At 51.8% G+C, this 17,213-nt stretch carries 17 protein-coding genes and 2 rRNA genes (1 of these 19 only partly in view); 5 read left to right on the top strand and 14 right to left on the bottom strand.

Annotated features, from left to right (window positions below; translation table 11 throughout):
* Nucleotides 1–3: 3 nt before the first annotated feature.
* Nucleotides 4–1,062, bottom strand: a complete 1,059-nt coding sequence (pspF, locus tag ACYQ15_RS02275; RefSeq protein WP_459935905.1) for a phage shock protein operon transcriptional activator — start codon at nucleotides 1,060–1,062, stop codon at nucleotides 4–6.
* 258 nt (nucleotides 1,063–1,320) lie between these two features.
* Here pspF and ACYQ15_RS02270 point away from each other — a divergent pair, with 258 nt between their 5' ends.
* From ACYQ15_RS02270 to pspC, 3 genes are all read left to right on the top strand, one after another.
* Entirely contained in the window at nucleotides 1,321–2,040 is a 720-nt protein-coding gene (locus ACYQ15_RS02270) for a PspA/IM30 family protein (RefSeq protein ID WP_459935904.1), read from the top strand.
* 95 nt (nucleotides 2,041–2,135) lie between these two features.
* Nucleotides 2,136–2,384, top strand: a complete 249-nt coding sequence (locus ACYQ15_RS02265) for a hypothetical protein (RefSeq protein WP_459935903.1) — start codon at nucleotides 2,136–2,138, stop codon at nucleotides 2,382–2,384.
* Complete coding sequence (gene pspC / locus ACYQ15_RS02260; protein WP_459935902.1) at nucleotides 2,381–2,764, top strand: envelope stress response membrane protein PspC; 384 nt, start codon at nucleotides 2,381–2,383, stop codon at nucleotides 2,762–2,764. Before ACYQ15_RS02265 ends, pspC begins: the two co-directional genes overlap by 4 nt.
* A gap of 306 nt (nucleotides 2,765–3,070) precedes the next feature.
* Here the strand turns inward: pspC and gnd are convergent, their stop codons facing one another.
* Nucleotides 3,071–4,528, bottom strand: coding sequence for a decarboxylating NADP(+)-dependent phosphogluconate dehydrogenase (gene gnd / locus ACYQ15_RS02255; RefSeq protein WP_459935901.1), 1,458 nt, complete (start codon nucleotides 4,526–4,528; stop codon nucleotides 3,071–3,073).
* A 29-nt stretch (nucleotides 4,529–4,557) separates the two neighbouring features.
* Nucleotides 4,558–4,947: a DUF1622 domain-containing protein gene (locus tag ACYQ15_RS02250; RefSeq protein ID WP_459935900.1), complete on the bottom strand. Its 390-nt coding sequence runs from the start codon at nucleotides 4,945–4,947 to the stop codon at nucleotides 4,558–4,560.
* A 240-nt stretch (nucleotides 4,948–5,187) separates the two neighbouring features.
* Between ACYQ15_RS02250 and ACYQ15_RS02245 the strand changes: the two genes are divergently transcribed.
* The gene (locus tag ACYQ15_RS02245) at nucleotides 5,188–5,661 is read left to right on the top strand and encodes a rhodanese-like domain-containing protein (protein ID WP_459935899.1); all 474 of its coding nucleotides are present in this window, start codon (nucleotides 5,188–5,190) and stop codon (nucleotides 5,659–5,661) included.
* Nucleotides 5,662–5,680: 19 nt separating this feature from the next.
* Here ACYQ15_RS02245 and ACYQ15_RS02240 read toward each other — a convergent pair whose 3' ends face one another.
* The 9 genes from ACYQ15_RS02240 to ACYQ15_RS02200 all read right to left on the bottom strand — a co-directional run bounded on the left by ACYQ15_RS02240 (nucleotide 5,681) and on the right by ACYQ15_RS02200 (nucleotide 14,472).
* Nucleotides 5,681–6,529 (bottom strand): flagellin N-terminal helical domain-containing protein, encoded by an 849-nt coding sequence (locus ACYQ15_RS02240; protein WP_459935898.1) that lies wholly within the window; start codon nucleotides 6,527–6,529, stop codon nucleotides 5,681–5,683.
* 223 nt (nucleotides 6,530–6,752) lie between these two features.
* Nucleotides 6,753–7,187 carry a single-stranded DNA-binding protein gene (locus ACYQ15_RS02235; RefSeq protein ID WP_459935897.1) on the bottom strand — a complete coding sequence of 145 codons (435 nt, stop codon included), beginning with the start codon at nucleotides 7,185–7,187 and terminating at the stop codon, nucleotides 6,753–6,755.
* A gap of 258 nt (nucleotides 7,188–7,445) precedes the next feature.
* Complete coding sequence (locus ACYQ15_RS02230) at nucleotides 7,446–7,790, bottom strand: hypothetical protein (protein WP_459935896.1); 345 nt, start codon at nucleotides 7,788–7,790, stop codon at nucleotides 7,446–7,448.
* Between the two features lie 36 nt (nucleotides 7,791–7,826).
* Nucleotides 7,827–8,477, bottom strand: a complete 651-nt coding sequence (locus tag ACYQ15_RS02225) for a biotin/lipoyl attachment domain-containing protein (protein WP_459935895.1) — start codon at nucleotides 8,475–8,477, stop codon at nucleotides 7,827–7,829.
* An 82-nt stretch (nucleotides 8,478–8,559) separates the two neighbouring features.
* On the bottom strand, nucleotides 8,560–10,818 hold the full coding sequence (locus ACYQ15_RS02220; protein WP_459935894.1) for a carboxyl transferase domain-containing protein: 2,259 nt from the start codon (nucleotides 10,816–10,818) through the stop codon (nucleotides 8,560–8,562).
* Between the two features lie 342 nt (nucleotides 10,819–11,160).
* Nucleotides 11,161–12,585 (bottom strand): ATP-binding protein, encoded by a 1,425-nt coding sequence (locus ACYQ15_RS02215; protein ID WP_459935893.1) that lies wholly within the window; start codon nucleotides 12,583–12,585, stop codon nucleotides 11,161–11,163.
* The gene (locus ACYQ15_RS02210; RefSeq protein WP_459935892.1) at nucleotides 12,560–12,985 is read right to left on the bottom strand and encodes a PilZ domain-containing protein; all 426 of its coding nucleotides are present in this window, start codon (nucleotides 12,983–12,985) and stop codon (nucleotides 12,560–12,562) included. The genes ACYQ15_RS02215 and ACYQ15_RS02210 overlap by 26 nt, the downstream gene beginning before the upstream one ends.
* Nucleotides 12,975–13,727, bottom strand: coding sequence for an OmpA/MotB family protein (locus ACYQ15_RS02205; RefSeq protein ID WP_459939540.1), 753 nt, complete (start codon nucleotides 13,725–13,727; stop codon nucleotides 12,975–12,977). The genes ACYQ15_RS02210 and ACYQ15_RS02205 overlap by 11 nt, the downstream gene beginning before the upstream one ends.
* The gene (locus ACYQ15_RS02200; RefSeq protein WP_459935891.1) at nucleotides 13,717–14,472 is read right to left on the bottom strand and encodes a motility protein A; all 756 of its coding nucleotides are present in this window, start codon (nucleotides 14,470–14,472) and stop codon (nucleotides 13,717–13,719) included. The genes ACYQ15_RS02205 and ACYQ15_RS02200 overlap by 11 nt, the downstream gene beginning before the upstream one ends.
* Nucleotides 14,473–14,547: 75 nt before the next feature.
* Here ACYQ15_RS02200 and ACYQ15_RS02195 point away from each other — a divergent pair, with 75 nt between their 5' ends.
* Nucleotides 14,548–15,408: a purine-nucleoside phosphorylase gene (locus tag ACYQ15_RS02195; RefSeq protein ID WP_459935890.1), complete on the top strand. Its 861-nt coding sequence runs from the start codon at nucleotides 14,548–14,550 to the stop codon at nucleotides 15,406–15,408.
* A 172-nt stretch (nucleotides 15,409–15,580) separates the two neighbouring features.
* Here the strand turns inward: ACYQ15_RS02195 and rrf are convergent.
* Nucleotides 15,581–15,695: ribosomal RNA gene (gene rrf / locus ACYQ15_RS02190) — 5S ribosomal RNA — on the bottom strand.
* Nucleotides 15,696–15,800: 105 nt separating this feature from the next.
* A 23S ribosomal RNA gene (locus ACYQ15_RS02185) occupies nucleotides 15,801–17,213 on the bottom strand (it continues 1,875 nt past the right edge of the window).

The following is a 17,213-nucleotide window of genomic DNA, read 5'->3' as shown; positions in this document are numbered from 1 at the left end:
GCATCATTTCCCTGCATCTTGAGCTTTGTTGCCCCCCGCGTGTTTTCGGTACAGCCCCCGGAACTGGTGGTAGCGCAGGCCCAGGATTTCAGCGGCCTTGCGCTGATTGAAGCGGGCTTGGCGCAGAGCGTGTTCCAGATACCGACGCTCAAGATCAGCCAGGGCATCAGAAAGGGTCAAGGATTCCGGGATCTCGTCCCCTGCCGCCCTGCTTGCATCATCTGGCTGTTCGGCAACGGAGGTCATCGGTGACGTGATGTTTCTTTCCCGTCCATCCCAGGAAAAGGGATCAATCACCACCTCTTTGATTACCTCCGAGCCTTGGGATCGAAATACGGCTCGCTCGACAACGCTTTTCAATTCCCGAACATTGCCCGGCCAGGAATAACTTACCAGCAACTCCGTCATGGCCTTGCTGAACCGCGGCGGGTTGCCCAGCCCCAATTCAACGGCCATACGCGAGGCAAAGTGCTCGGCAAGAAGCAGCACGTCCCCCTCCCGCTCGCGCAAAGGAGGCACATGCAGCACTTCAAAGGCCAAGCGGTCCAGCAGATCACTCTTGAAGCGTCCATCCTCAGCCATGGCCTTCAGATTGGCATTGGTCGCCGCGATAATTCGGACATCCACCTCGATGGGACGGTTTCCGCCAAGGCGCTCCACAACCTGATACTCCACGACCCGCAAGATCTTTTCCTGCATGGTCAAGGACATTGTCCCAATTTCATCCAGAAAAAGTGTCCCTTGATGCGCGGACTCGAATCGGCCCTGACGCAAACGCACGGCCCCGGTGAATGCTCCTGGCTCATGCCCGAAAAGCTCCGACTCCAGGAGAGCTTCGGACAAGGCGGCACAGTTTACCGTCACCAGTGGAGCTTGCCAACGTCTGGAATGATAGTGCAGTCGCACAGCGGCCAGTTCCTTGCCCGATCCACGCTCACCAATGATGATCACCGGTCGATCCACCCTGGCCACCGCGCCAAGCTGCTCTTGAAACGAAAGAAAGGCGTCCGAACCTCCCAAAGCCTCGTTGAACAGCGCATGTGTTTTGGTATTTCTTGCCATATGTTAAATCAGCATGCCAACCTCTGGCACTGAATGTCAAGCAAGATTGCACCCTCAACTCCAACCATTTCAAATATTGAGCAAAATATATTGGCACAAAGGATGCTTAGTGTCCTCAAATTAATTGATCACGCAAAACCAGAGACCAGTTACTCGACTCGCGGACTTTCCGCGATATGGAGTTGACGAACAACTCGCCACTGCTTTGTGGTTCAAGATTTTTGGCATCAGATCAATAACATCTTTAAGGAGATAATCATGGGTATTTTCAGTCGTTTTCGCGATATTATCAGTTCCAACATCAATTCCATGCTGGAGCGGGCCGAGGATCCGGAAAAGTTGTTGCGCTTGATGATCCAGGAAATGGAGGAGACCCTTGTGGAACTCAAGGCCTCCTGTGCCGGGGCCATGGCTTCCACGGTGAAAATCCGCCGGGAATGGGAAATGCTGGAGTCAAAGGCTGCCGGATGGCAGGAGAGAGCCGCTCTGGCTGTGGAGAAAGGGCATGAAGATCTGGCGCGGGAAGCATTGATGGAACGCCGGCGCCTTGAATCCAAAAAGGAATTGCTTTCTCGAGAACTTATCGAAAATGAGGGAATCATCGATGGGTACAAGGCCGATCTTGCCGCGCTGGAGGAAAAACTCCTTTCCGCCAAGGAGAAGCAACGTCTGCTGGTTCAGCGTCACATCCGGGCCAAGGATCGCAAGCGGGTCGGAAGCGATCTGCGCAAAGCCGATTCCCAGGCCGCGATGATGCGGTTTGAGGAATTCGAGCAGCGTATTGACCGCATGGAAGCCGAAGCCGAAATGGCGGGACCGTGGGTAAAGGACGACTTGTACCGAAAAGATCGCAAGGCAGAGTCCTTTACGCTTGAGGAAAAATTCGCCATGCTGGAAGTTGATGAGGACATTGAACGAGAAATCGCCGCCCTGCGGACACGAACTGCTCCGAAAAAACAGGATGACTCATCGGCTTAAAGGGGGGGGGACTCCTTTCTTCTGTTCACAACAGGGCGAGGAAATCAGCCGACCACGCTTCCACCGCATAAACACGAAACATTGAGGAACAACGTATGATGGGTTTTTTATCAACCCTTGTTCTTGTCGGCGGCGCAATGATCATTGTCTTTTTTCTGGGCACCATCGCATTGATGGCGTTCCGATTCTATCGGCCAGGTTCTGAATCGCGTCTTTCTCCCGAAGAAGAGAACGAAGCCAGGATGATCCAGGAAATTTACCAGAGCCTCGAAAAACTGGATTCCCGGGTGGAAAATCTGGAATCCATCCTGATGCGCCAGGGAAAGAAAGGTGACACACCATGAAAGAATACGTAAACACTCCGCAAGATAGACTCTACCGCTCCAGAAGCGGGATCATCCTTGGCGTCTGCAAGGGATTGGCGAGGTATCTGAACATCTCGGTTTTCTGGACGCGATTCATCGCCGTCATGCTGCTCTTCTTCACGGGCTTCTGGCCGGTGGTGGGCATTTATCTGCTGGTTGGCTTTCTTCTCAAACCCGAACCTGTGTTGCCGCTGAACACCGACGAGGAAAACGATTTCTACCAGGTCTACGCTCGCTCCAGAAATGAAGGATTTTCCAGGATAAAAAGCAAGTTTGACCGCCTGGACAAAAGAATCCGGCGTCTTGAGGATGTGGTTACGTCTAGGGAATTCGACTGGGATCGTCGTTTCAAGAGATAGCTTGATCTGAAGTAACTACTCAACCGCCGTTCCGGCTTGTATCGATTTTTTGGCCTCGCAACTCCTTCGACGGCTTCGTAACATCGACCCATTGCTCGAATAAACATCAAATGGTGCTTCAGGCGTTTTGCAATGGTTCGATGAACGAATCCTGTCTCAGTCAGACAGGCGAGGACAAAAAATCGAGACAAGCCGGAACATTCCGAGTCTGATCATGAAAAGTGCTGAATAGTTACGGATCTGAATTTCGAAATTCTCCGCAGAGGCGGCTCCATGCCGCCTCTGCTTTTTTTTGTCGAATCATCTTTACACGTTGTATGTTGTCGAGGAGGTTGCTCCTCCCTTCCCGGTCCAGTTGGTATGAAAAAACTCCCCGCGAGGCCGATCGATTCGCTCGTACATGTGCGCGCCGAAGTAGTCTCGTTGCGCCTGGAGCAAGTTAGCGGGCAGGCGGGCGCAACGGTATCCGTCATAATAGCTCAGGGACGAAGCCATCACCGGCATGGGGATTCCGAGATCCAGGGCGGTTTTCAAGACATTGCGCCAGGCTGGCTGCGCATTGCCCAAAACGTCCCGAAATACAGGAGCCAGCAGCAGATTGGGCAGGGAAACATCGGCATCGTACGCCTTTTTGATGTCTTCCAAAAACCGCGCTCGAATAATGCATCCTTCCCGCCAGATCTGGGCAATCTCGCCGTACTTCAAATTCCACTGAAACTCCTGGGAAGCAGCGCGCAGCAACTGGAACCCTTGGGCGTAGGAGCAAATTTTTGCCGCATAGACTGCCTGCTCCAACTGTCCCACAAGCAGATCGGCATTGCCGTTGAATTTTGGATCAGGACCGCTGAGCTTTGAATGCGCAACCGTCCGCTCATCCTTGGCGGCGGAAAGGCTCCGGGCAAAGACGGCTTCGGCAATCTGGGGTATGGCCACCCCCAGATCCAGGCCGACCTGGGACGTCCACTTGCCGGTCCCTTTTTGTCCCGCCGCATCCAGAATCACGTCCACTACCGGCTTTTGACTGTCAGGATCAACCTGCGACAAAATATCCGCCGTGATCTGGATCAGGTATGAATCCAGCACTCCCTCATTCCAGCGGGCGAAAATGGGCTGCATTTGAGCCGCGCTCATGCCCAGCCCCTGCGACATGAGGTGATAGGCTTCGCATATGATCTGCATGTCGCCGTATTCGATCCCATTATGGACGGTCTTCACAAAGTGACCGGAACCGTCAGGACCGATCCACTCACAACACGGCGTCCCATCCGCCACCTTGGCGGCGATGGCCTGAAAAATCGGCTGTAATGCAGGCCAAGCCTCAAGGTTTCCGCCAGGCATGATGGAGGGTCCATGCAAGGCCCCCTCTTCGCCTCCGGAAACACCGGCACCGACATGGAATACCGCCTTGGTCGCCAGTTCGCTGCACCGCCGCGTAGTGTCCATGTATGCGCTGTTCCCCCCATCGACAATTATGTCACCGGGATCAAGCAGGGGAACAAGCATATCAATCAAGACGTCCACGGCATCTCCGGCACGGACCATGAGCATGATCTTGCGGGGTCTGGCCAGATTCGCCGCCAACTGCTCCAGAGTGTGGCAACCGACCAGGTTTTTGCCGGCGCCACGGCCATTTACAAAGGCATCAACCTTGTCCACTGTCCGATTGTAGCAGGCGACCCGGAATCCTTTGCTCTCCATGTTCAGGATCAAGTTTTCGCCCATCACCGCCAAACCGACAACTCCGATGTCCGCAAGTCTGTTCATGTCGTTCCTTCCTGTCTTTTCCCTCCGCATCAAACATAATCTTCATCCCGTTCCTGTGCGCGAGGTCGTTTCCAGGGCAGGTGCCCGTTCAATTCAATTTCCAGGGAAAAACTGAGAAATGTTCGAATCAGAACCAGCAGCCCCAGCAAGGCAACATGCTGAAAATTGAAATTATGCGTTGCCGTGAGAATGATATCCCCGGCAACCAGCAACTCCAGCCCCAGTAAAATGGCCTTGCCCATGCCCCGCCGGTACGTTTTGTAAAAAGGATCCGTACTCTTGTGCTTCCAGGAGCGGTATAAGAAAAACGCCGTGGAGGCCACCACCCCCGTACAGATCACCACCACTCCCAAAGCTTCAATGCTCCGAGCGGCATAGAACATGAAATCAAGGAAGAGACCGCCTGGTTCATCGACCATGCCAACCTCGTATATGCTTACCGGTTCGTAAAAGGACTACAAAAAGCTTTGATCCAAAGGAACTCCAACCTGCCTTCATCAATCGCCAAAAATACTTGACCCTATCCAGAAACAGCTTACCCTGCTCCTGGAGCACGGCAGTGTGCCGTTCATGGCATGTCCAAATGTTCGGGCCACGTATGAACTCAACGACTCCCCAGGCACCTCATTGATCACCTTTCGCATGAAAACAGGATGAATATGCCCTCGCTTTCCAGAACACATCTGCTTCTCATTTTCGCGTTCATTGCCACGGCGATCTTCATCGTTGCGGCATTCTATCAGCCGGCCCAAAGCCCTGCCACCCCGAACCACTCCAGAAATATTTCTGCTGAACAGGCCTGGACTCTGCTGCAAAACGCGGAAATCAAAATCATCGACATCCGGCGACCCGAAGAGTGGCAGCAGACGGGAACTCCTCAAGGATCCTTGCGCCTTTCATTCGAGCAGCACCCTGGCGGCTCTGAAGGATTTCTCCGTGACCTGCAACTTGCCTTGGATGGAGACAAGACGAAACCGTTCGCCATCATCTGCCGCACCGGAAACCGGACTGCAATGCTGCTGTCCTTTTTGCATGCCAATGGCTTTACGGCAGCCATGGCCATTCCGGAAGGCATAGTCGGAAGCAGCCATGGTATAGGATGGATACGCAGTGATTTGCCTTTGGATCGCTGAAAAACTCGGTATCGATGGGTTATCCCATCTGGTCCACTATTGTTCCCGAGTTCCGAAACAGCAATTGAAGCAGGATTTCTTCCAGGGAAAGCGTGGGAGTTTGTCGCCTGGCCTCCACGGCCTGATCCAGCAGATCGGCTTGTGATTCCAGGGCTGCACCCTGATACTCCAGTCCGTCTCTACGCCTGGAGTAAATGTCCTCCACAATGGCCATGTCCCCAACGTATCCTGACAAGAGGTTTAATTGCTCCTGAAGATTACCGGGCGAATCATCGTCGCCCAGTTCAGCCCCGTCGAGTTTGTTCCAGTCGACGCTGTCCAGGTCACGAAAAACCACACTGAATCCACCGTCTAAAAACGATTGGATATGGACCTTGCCCTCGTCATCGATTTGATCATTGCCCCAATTCCTGCTGTCCAGCAATGAAATTCCATTATACCGGGTGTTCTCGACAATGCTCTTGATTTTATCACGCAAGGCATTGTATTCGTTGGAAACGTTTGATCCATCGACCTCGTCGTCTTCGAGAACCTTCTTGGCCAGAACCTGCATCTCTTCCAGAGTACTCTTGATGGTTCCGACTGCACTTGCCGCAACCCCCATCATGGCGGCGGCTTCCTTCACATTTCTTGCATTTTGACGAATTGTCGCAGTATCCGCACGCAGCTTGCCGGTGATGGCCTCATCAAAAGGGTTTGTCAGCGGCTGCACCGGTTGACGTCCCAGGATCATGGCGCGCAGGTTCGCGCCCACCGTGGAACCGTGAAAATACGTGTTCATCAGCAGGTCTTGCTGCCACAGCTGTGTGGCAGTGTCGTACACCACCATGCGCTGCAAATCGCTCAAGGCCATGGAATCCCCCGTCAAGAAAGTTTCCCCTCTTGAAGCCAAAAACACCACACTCCGCTCAGCAGGCTTCAAGTCGGGTGATTTGCTCAAACTCTGAAGAGCATGTCAAGCAATATCCATGGTGGTGCGAAGGAGCACTTCGCCTTCTCTTCTCAAACTGCAATCAATAAAAAAGCCCTGATTTCTCAGGGCTTAAACTACATTTCCTTCTTCTTTCTATACAAAAATAGAAAGGTGGGTTTCAAAAAGGCACGTCATCCATCCCACTGACTTCAGAAGGTTGCGGGGAACGATCCTGGGCATTGCGATCGTCGGGCATGGGAGCTTCTTCAGTGCGCTGGCCCTTGGAATCCATGGCCTGGACACGCTGGGCGACAATTTCAGTGGTATAGCGATCCTGGCCCTGCTGGTCCTGCCACTTCCGGGTTTGGAGCTTCCCTTCAACCATCACCAGTCGTCCTTTGGACAGGTAATTGCCGACGAATTCCGATTGCTTGCCCCAGACCACGATCCGGTGCCACTCCGCCTTGTCCACTTTTTGTCCGTCTTTGTCCGTATAGGACTCATCCGTGGCCAAAGAAAAATTGGCCACAGGCTGTCCGCTCTGGGTATAGGCCAATTTGGGGTCTTGCCCGAGTCTTCCGACGAGGATGACCTTGTTCAATGATCCGCTCATTATTCCTCCACGTACAGGACAGACTGCATTTGTGAAAGTGCAGTACCTGTCCGAAATAATCTATATTCCGGGAACTACCCAGGATTGTTTGATTACAAGGGCCTGCATGCGGCTGAACCTGGATTTGTTCATCGAACCATCGGAGGACTCACTTCAAATGTCGCGACTGTTTGACGCGAATTCGATGGTCCGAAGTCGACGAGGTCAGCTTGTGGACCACATGATCAATCCAGGCCGGACCCCAGGCAGGCTCCAAAGCTATTTCACCAAGCCTTCCAGTTCGTCCAAGGCATCCTCAATTTCATAGGATATTTTATCCGCCTTCTCGGCATCGCGATTTGCCAGAGCCGACTCCAATCGTCCGTCAAGTTCCTGCAGATTTGGAACGGCGTTGCCGATCATCGTTTTGGTATCATCGGGCCACTCGTCTCCGAACTTCCACAGATCTTCCAAATCAGCCACAAGTTCCCGGACACCAATAGGCTTTTTTCCGGCGAAACGTTTGTCGCCCCAGGCCAGTTTGCTCAGCCTGGGCCATGTTTTGTAGACATCATCGGCATCATACGTGCTGGCAATGACGCGGATTTGAAGTACTTTTCCCATGAGCTTTCTCCTAATCCGCTGGCGGATTCAGGACGATCAATCTTGTTCCGTCCACTCGCTCTGCACGCGACTGACGACATCCTGAATCGCGGTCAGCTGATCCTTTTGGCAGACTCCGATCAATGGAGAACCTGCGTCGATATTCTGGTTCGACTCAAAATAGACCGCGTAAATAATCCCTTCCGGTCCGGAATAATTCAGTTGGGATTCGCGTTTCATGCGGGAGAGGATAAACAAATCCATGTCGGAACGGACTTCAACGGACTGACATCCCTTGGATTTAACCTTGATGTCGATATCCGGCCGAAAATAATACTTGGCACGTTCAGGAGCGTTGAAAAGATAAAGGGTCTTCCTGAGGAGCCGGTCCAATACTTCGTCCTTGCTCAAGAAGTGACGCAGGGTCATCAATCGCGTTCCAGCCTGAACAAATTGCCCGGCCAGTTCTACATGAACGTGTTCCACCACGCCCTTTTGAGCGGCATGGATAGGTTTTTTATTTTTTTCGCGCTCCAACCGGGCGAGCAACGTTCCCGGCTTTTCCTTCCACTCTCCCGACGGGCCAATGACCTTTGCCCCCGGCGTATCCGTGACAAATTCCACAATTCCAGTGTGCGACGCTGTAATGACGATTTCCTCGAACGGGGAAGCTTTAATCTCATCCAGCAGTTCGGTAATGTTCAACAATTATGCACCCTCAACTTCCTCAAGTTGATATCAAGATTTTGACAATGATTGTTCACGGGGCCATGGCGCATGCAAATCATCATTAACGGTAATAGAGATTTCTGCCACCCACGGTCTGAAGAGCCTGATACACATTCTTGCGCATCTCCCGCCTGTCCCAGACGCCTTGAATATGGCCGCGGGACAAAGCCTGATAGGCGCCATGGTACTGAGGGTCAACCGGCATGCCCGTGGTTTCCTGAATGACGCCCAGCCCCGCGAAGCCGACACGGGAGGAGCGAATGGCAAACTGGTAAGGAGAACAGCCCAGAAAGCTGGCCACAGGGCCGGCATAGGAGTTCGTATCGTAGACGACCATATACAGGCCGCCATCCTCCAAATAACGCCTCACTGCCATGGTGCAACGCGGCATCTGGATTACCCCCAAGGTTCCTTCCTGGATTCGTATCCCGGCTGTCCCATGAACATAGGCCACAAAGGGGAAATGTTTCTTGCGCGCTCTGTCCACTGCACGGATGAATTTCTCACCCTCGGCGGCACCAACCGATCCTCCACGAAAACCGGCGGCCAGCATGGCCGTCACGACATGAACTCCATTGATCGTGGCTTCGAATGTCATGCAGGAGCTTTTCATTCCGGTTTTGCTCTTGGCCTCCTCGAGCTTCAGATCCAGCCCTTCATACCCAAGCGGATTTTTGGCTTCGATCTGCGCGTTGAATTCCCTGATGGAATCCTTGTCATAGACATTGTTGAGATACCACTCATATTCCATGGGAAAATGATGACCGCAGTGAATGCACACTCCCGCCCACTCACCGAACAAATCCGGCGCCCACATATCCAGACAGCCATGAACTGGCGTGTTGGGGCATGTAATGGTCGCGTCACGCTTTGCCTTGGGACTGAGGTATTCCTTCTTCGATTCAGCCTCTTGCTCTTCCCAGCGCGTCAACTGCGTCAACTGACACTGCTCATTGCCGTTGGCATCTCCTTCTGTCGTGGCTACCGAACCTCTGATCCGTTTGATGGGCGCAAAGCATTTATTGAGAATCACCTGAAATTCCGCACCAACGTCTTCGGCAAGATTCGTGAACTTTTTCTGGTGCTTACGCCAGAAATCATACTTGAAAAAGGAGTGTACCGACCACCCCAGACCTACACCGAAATCAATCACTTTTTGGCCCAGGGATCTGCGATCCAGCACGGCATGCCTGCTCAAGCGCATGAATCGCTGGTAGCGTTTCCAGAGCAGGCGATCCCGGGCGCCGCTTCCCAGCTTCCAGCGGACGAATATATTTTCGGCATTTGCACCCGGCGACTTCTTTTGGCGCATGATGGCCTTGGCTCGGAAATAATTCATGCCACGGACATTGAGAATAATCTCATCCGTGGCGTTGATAACCTCCTGACGCAGAGTCCTGAAGAAATCATAGTGCTCCGTCCTGGCGCCGAGTACGGGCTCCTGAACGATTCGGTCAATCAGGCCCAGCGAAAGATTGTCTTCCGCGGTGATTTTCAATTGCTTCGCGCATGTCTCAACCAATTCCGGAGGGACACGCTGTCCCTGTTTGATCCGCCCTTCAATAGCCGCTGCGCCTTCGGGAGAGATAACCGAGTAGTAGCCATGAGACAGCATCAAGCGCACGTCCGCCAACCCGATAGCCTCGGCTCCCCCGGATCCACCTTCGGAAAAGATGGCGATCACAGGCACCCGTAGTCCGGCCATTTCATAAAGATTTCGAGCAATTTGCTGTGCGGCGCCGGGATAATCCTCAATGGGAAAAGCGCCAGGAGTGTTCACATAGGCATGAATGGGAATATTTTCCGTTTCCGCGACCTTCATGTACTGCAATGCCTTGGCATTGCCCCATGGCTTGACCGAACCGCCGTTGCGAAACTCCTGCCCATGGCCTTTTTCTTGGCCGATGACCATCACGGATTGATTGAAGACCTTGTTGCCTACCCTGCGGGTTATGTATGCACGGGCAATAAGCATGCTGGGATCGACGCTGTATTCATCCTGCCCGCCGATCTCGGTATAGTTGTCGTAAACATGCTCCAGAATATCCTTCAACGATATTCGTTGAGGATGGCGAACGATGCGGACCTTATCCATGGGAGAAAGCTGACGTTCCAGCTTTTTCTCCAGAAAGACGAAAAGATCCTCCAGGGATGAAAGCTGACGAATCTGTTCGGCCGACTCCAGCCTTGGGAGTTGGTCCTCGAACTCCTGCAGTTTCGCCCGCAAGAGCAGGACGTTTTCATTTTCCTTGGGACCAAAAATATCCTGAATATACTTCAGGCGTTCACGCAATTCGATGACACTCTTATCTATATCCATCGCTATTGTTTCTCAATATGCTCTCCATTTACGGCGGGCCGAGCTCATGAAACCGGATAACTGAGCGGGGCGGTACCAAAGGGAAAGGTTCACGAACATATTTACCCGTATTCCATGAAGAGCAGATTCTATTAAAAGGTTGTCGTTTACGCATGCCCACGACATTTGCACTTCCCGACGTCTCTACTTGAACGTCGTCTGGACATGAAGTTTCACCAAACATGACATTTCCGCGAAGGCAGGAAATCCAGTTCATGCTTGTCACAAGTTTGTGCCAAGCCAACCACTTCCCGCACTGAAGCTAAGTAGTTACGAATTACAAAAAAATCTCTGATTTCTGATCTAGAACATCAGCAACGTTTCCGTCTTCTCACGAAGATAGACAATATTGGACTGCAACGGTTCACCTCTGGCGTTTCGTCCTTCCAATACCAGATTATCCAAAAAGGACTGGCCTCGCTCACGTGCTTGATGCAGCGTTTCTCCCCAGACGATTCCCAAGGCAAGATTCGGGTCGAATTCCGTAGGAATATCATAGGGTTTGTCAGTGGGAACGTGGGAATAAACCCGTACCCATGGCTCATCCTTCCATTGAAATTTTTCAATCAGGCCAACCCAGGGTGCAAACTTGTTGTGCGGCTCCTCTGCGATGATACGATACTCGATTCCCACACCGTCAAAGACAATATCCTTCTGAGAATAACCCAACGAATCACCCAGTCCAAGGCGGATCTGTTCGGCAATCAAATCCACATGTTCTTTCCCGGGCACTCGGGAAATGATGGCGCTCACTCCATTTTCCACCTGGATACGAGTATTAACCTCCAAAAGGAAAGGCTGGCCATTCGGAGTAACAATCCATTCCCATGTGCCGACATTGTCGTAGCGGACTTCTCTGGCCATGGAAAGAGAATGGTTGATGATGGAATCCAGAACCTCTGCCGCGTCAAAGGCATAGGTCACAAATTGGGGCGCAAAACCCGGGGCGACTTCTATGCGCTTCTGGCGGCCGATACTCTGCACGGAACAGTTCCTGGTACCGAAATGAACGACATTCGTTCCATTGCGTTCAGCAACTATCTGTACTTCAAGGTGATTGAAATCAAATATTCGTTGCTCCACCAGTACGCCTTCATCGCGGAACTGACGTTTTGCATAGTTGCGAATACGACGAAAAACACCCCGGAACTTGTCAGGATCATTGACTTCCTCAATACCCATGCCCCCACCGCCGGCCGAAGCCTTGACCAGTACGACCGGCTTGTGAATCCCCTGTTCAACTTGAAATGAAAAAAGCGCCTGGGCTATGGCTTCGGCCTCGATTTCATCATACAGGGGCCTGTCCGACCCAGGAATGGTCGGAATATTCAAGCTGCGGGCAAGGCGCTTGGTATTGATCTTGTCTCCGAGATTACGGATGACGGACCATGACGGTCCAATGAATACAAGCGGGCGTGTACGTTCGCTCGCACGCCGGGCAAAGCGATGATCCTCCGCAAAAAAACCATAACCCGGATGAACTGCCGTGGCGCCGGATGCGTCGGCCACGGAAAACATTTCATTGGGATCATAGTACGAGCTGATCGTGTACAATGCCTCTTCGCCGCCAACCTCGACAGCCAATCTGCAATGCCCGGAGGCGGCGTCCTCTTTGGTTGTAACGCAAACAAATTCAAGACCTAATTGCTGACATGCCCGAATGATTCGGATAGCAATTTCGCCACGATTGGCGATAAGTATTTTATGAATGGCTCGAGTTTTCTTCATCCTCGCCCTGCTGTTGCTTTTGACGTTTTCGGTGCTCAATCCACCGCTTTTGAATTTCAAGGGACAATTTGTCCATCCTGATTTCCTGAAGTCCCGACAACTCTTCAAAGTTGCAGGCCACCAGCGCCTCGTTACGAATCCCGACGACTTTGGCTTTCAAGCCAGCCACCCAAGCTTTACCTTGAACATTGATGTCCATCAGCATCTGTTGCCCCAAGGAAAATTTCTTTTCCTCATCGCGAAAGCACACGCCAAATGTACTTAAATCGATCACTGAATAGTATGACTCTTGCTCCGGGATCCACACCGTCAAGCCGGGAAAATGGACACGGTAACCACGACGGCGCTGACTATCCGTCTCGTCAAAATCGATTGAAAAATCCAACAATTCAACTGCCAATGCGCTTCTCCAAAACAAACTCAACCCGCCGATTTTTGGCGCGATTGTCTGGGGATGTGTTTGGAAAGAGCGGATACATATCCGCCAACCCCGTAGATGTCAGCCTGACCGGCTCAACCCCGAGTTCGATAAGATAGCGTAACACATTGACTGCACGCAAGGCGGAAATTTCCCAATTATCCTCGAACCGCCCACCTCTTGACGGCAGCACGTCGTCCGTGAATCCGCGGATATTGATGACTTGATCATGATAACGCACAAAAAAATCTTTCAAATCGGCAACAACGGCTTTTCCGGCAGGCGTAAGCGAAACTTGGCCCGAAGCGAATAGAACATCTCCAGGTACCCGCAGCGTGATCGTTCCTTCGTCAAAAACAGCTCCAACGACACCTTCCAGTCCTTTGGTATTCTGAAAATATCGAAAGTCCGAAAAAATTTTATGTTGGTTTTCCACAACCTGCCGATGCAGCATGGCTTGATCAATGAATACTCCAAGATCTTCCGAAGGAATTCTGTCGGCTCCAAGGCTGCCTCCCATCACATCGCCGAGAGCCATGCGCACGGAATAAAATGATTCCTTAAATCGAACATCATCCAATCTGGACATGCTGAACAACAAGATGAAAAACACCAGAAGCAACAAGCACAGGTCCGTGAAAGTAACCATCCAATCCCTGTTGTCGTCGTCATTATCATCAAATTCCAGGAGATTGTTGGGTGAACCGGTTGAGCTATCGTTCATTGCGTCGATCCTTGGGAGGTACAAATGACGACAATTTTTCGTAAACAAGGCGTGGATTGTTGTTCTCCAGAATACATTTCGCCCCCTCAAAGATGATCTGCAGGTGCAAAATTTCCTCCTGGCTGCGGCTTTTCAACTTGCCGGCCATGGGGAGAAAGAAAAGGCTGGCCATCATGGCCCCGTAAAACGTGGTAAGCAGAGCAACAGCCATGGCTGGTCCAATTGAACTTGGATCGTGCAGTGACGCAAGCATTTGCACCAAACCGATGAGGGTCCCGATCATGCCAAATGAAGGAGCATAGGCCCCCATTCGCTTGAATACATCCTGAACCATGTGATGTCTGCGTCTCAAGGACACTATTTCAATGGTCAACATCTCCCGAATCATCATCGGGTCTGCATTGTCGGCGATCAATTGACAGGCTTTTTTCAATATCATGTTCTCGGTCTTGACATTTTCCAAGGCCAGCAAACCTTCTCTCCGACTGATGTCCGCAATCTTTACCATGGTGTTGACGACATCGATCTCACGTGCTTTTCGAGTCACGAAAATTTTGTATGCAGCCGTATGCGCCTGTATAATCTCATTGAGCGGATAATTGACGGATATTGCCGCCAAGGTCCCCCCAACCACGATCATAAAGCCGGGTATGTTGACGAACGTATCAATTGATCCGCCGAGGATGATCGCGGCCATGATGAGCGATGTACCGGCAACTATCCCGAAAAGAGTCGTCTTATCCATTGCTTTTTTCGCCCATTAGCTTCAAAATAACACTCTGTTTTCAGGGATATATTTAACGGAATGAAAGGGGAAATCATGGGAACGAACAAGATCGACACGTCGAAAGAACAACCTCTTGCGCAGGTATCGGCCGCAGTGGATACTCTTCGCTCCCGAATCAAATCATATCTGCATTCACCTGTAGGGGTTATTCTAGGAACAGGCTTGGGTCAATGGGTGGAAAGTCTTGAGGGACATTTCCGGATTGACTACAAAGATATTGACGGCTTTCCGCGATCTACAGTGCGAAGTCACGCAGGCAATCTCTGCGCCGGGTGGGTAGGCAAAACTCCGGTTCTGGCTCTTCAAGGTCGATTTCATCTCTATGAAGGCTATTCCCCGGATCAGGTCTGTTTTGGTGTTCGCGCATTGTCCATGCTCGGTGTGAAAAAATTGATCATCACGAACGCTGCCGGTGCTCTCAATCCTTTATTTGAACCCGGCGAAATTATGGTCATCAGTGATCAAATCAACATGACCGGACACAATCCCCTGATTGGTCTTTCCTACGGGGAACCACAATTTCCGGACATGAGCCGATTATACTCAAAAAATTTTATGAAACTCGCGCATTCCAAGGCCCTTAAACATGATTACCGGCTACAAGAAGGAGTATATATAGGCATTCTTGGTCCAAGTCTAGAAACACCGGCGGAAACACGAGCTTATCGAGCGCTTGGAGCTGACGCGATCGGCATGTCCACCGTTATGGAAACCATAGCCGCATGCCAGATGGGAATGGAAATTCTCGGCCTGTCCTGTCTTACAAACAAGAACCTGCCGGATTGCATGGCGCCGACTTCACTCGAAGAAATTATTGGTGTTGGGCAAGATATTGAACCAAGGCTTTCTGCCTTGCTGAATGCGGTAATCCCGGAAATGCATGCAATGGCGTGAGCATGAGGTAGATGCGAAAACTCATCACTAAGACACACGTGCCGCACTGGGGTGTGAAGTGGACCGGTGGAAGTTGCTTAAAGATGGCAGTTGGGGTGGATAAGAATTCCCGACAAATCCAAAACAAAAAGCCCGCTTCTGCTGAAGCGGGCTTTTTGTTTTGGAAAGAAAGTTCTGGCGACGTCCTACTTTCCCACGGTTAGAACCGCAGTATCATCGGCGCTGGAGGGCTTAACTTCCGAGTTCGGAATGGGATCGGGTGTGTCCCCTCCGCCCAGGTCACCAGAACTAATTTTGTATAGGTGGTTTTGTGAGGTGTTTTTGTATGATCTGACTGATCAGTTGGAATCACTCATCACAATTCACCTTTTTCATAGGGAATGAAGAATAGAGAGGTTAAGACTCACGGTCTATTAGTACTGGTCAGCTGAGCGTATTGCGACGCTTACACCTCCAGCCTATCAACCTGGTGGTCTACCAGGGACCTTTAGGGAATTTCTTCCAGGGAGACCTAATCTTGAGGCAGGCTTCCCGCTTAGATGCTTTCAGCGGTTATCCTTTCCGAACATAGCTACCCAGCTGTGCCGCTGGCGCGACAACTGGTCCACCAGAGGTTCGTCCATCCCGGTCCTCTCGTACTAGGGACAGGCCCTCTCAAGTCTCCTCCGCCCACAGCAGATAGGGACCAAACTGTCTCACGACGTTTTAAACCCAGCTCGCGTACCACTTTAAACGGCGAACAGCCGTACCCTTGGGACCTGCTCCAGCCCCAGGATGTGATGAGCCGACATCGAGGTGCCAAACCGCGTCGTCGATGTGAACTCTTGGACGCGATCAGCCTGTTATCCCCGGCGTACCTTTTATCCGATGAGCGATGGCCCTTCCATGCGGGACCACCGGATCACTAAGACCGACTTTCGTCCCTGTTCGAGATGTCTCTCTCACAGTCAAGCTCCCTTATGCCTTTGCACTCAACGGCTGGTTTCCAATCAGCCTGAGGGAACCTTTGCACGCCTCCGTTACATTTTGGGAGGCGACCGCCCCAGTCAAACTACCCGCCTGGCACTGTCTACGGTCAGGCTTCACTGACCAGTATTAGAGTTTTAGAATAACAAGGGTGGTATTTCAAGGATGGCTCCGCCCATACTGGCGTACAGGTTTCACAGCCTCCCACCTATCCTACACATGATATCCCAAAACCCAATGCCAGGTTATAGTAAAGGTGCACAGGGTCTTTCCGTCTTGCTGCGGGTAGACGGCATTTGCACCGCCACTTCAATTTCACTGAGTCTCTGGTCGAGACAGCGCGGAGATCGTTACGCCATTCGTGCAGGTCGGAACTTACCCGACAAGGAATTTCGCTACCTTAGGACCGTTATAGTTACGGCCGCCGTTTACCGGGGCTTCGGTTCAAAGCTTCGGTTGCCCTAACCTCTCCCCTTAACCTTCCGGCACCGGGCAGGCGTCAGTCTGTATACCGCGTCTTACGACTTCGCACAGACCTGTGTTTTTAGTAAACAGTCGCCCCCGCCGTTTCTCTGCGACTCCTTGATGCTCAGGGAGCAAGTCCCATCACAAGAAGGAGCACCCCTTCTCCCGAAGTTACGGGGTCATTTTGCCGAGTTCCTTGACCAGAGTTTTCTCAAGCGCCTTGGGATACTCTCCCCGCCCACCTGCGTTGGTTTGCGGTACGGTCCGCGAAACATCTCGTTTAGAGGCTTTTCTCGGCAGCATGGGATGAGTCACTTCTGTCTTGCGACACGTCATCACCTCTCGGCCTTAAAGCTTCGCGGATTTGCCTACGA

Source organism: Desulfonatronum parangueonense (genome assembly GCF_054656975.1).
This window is presented reverse-complemented; position numbering and strand designations above follow the sequence as displayed.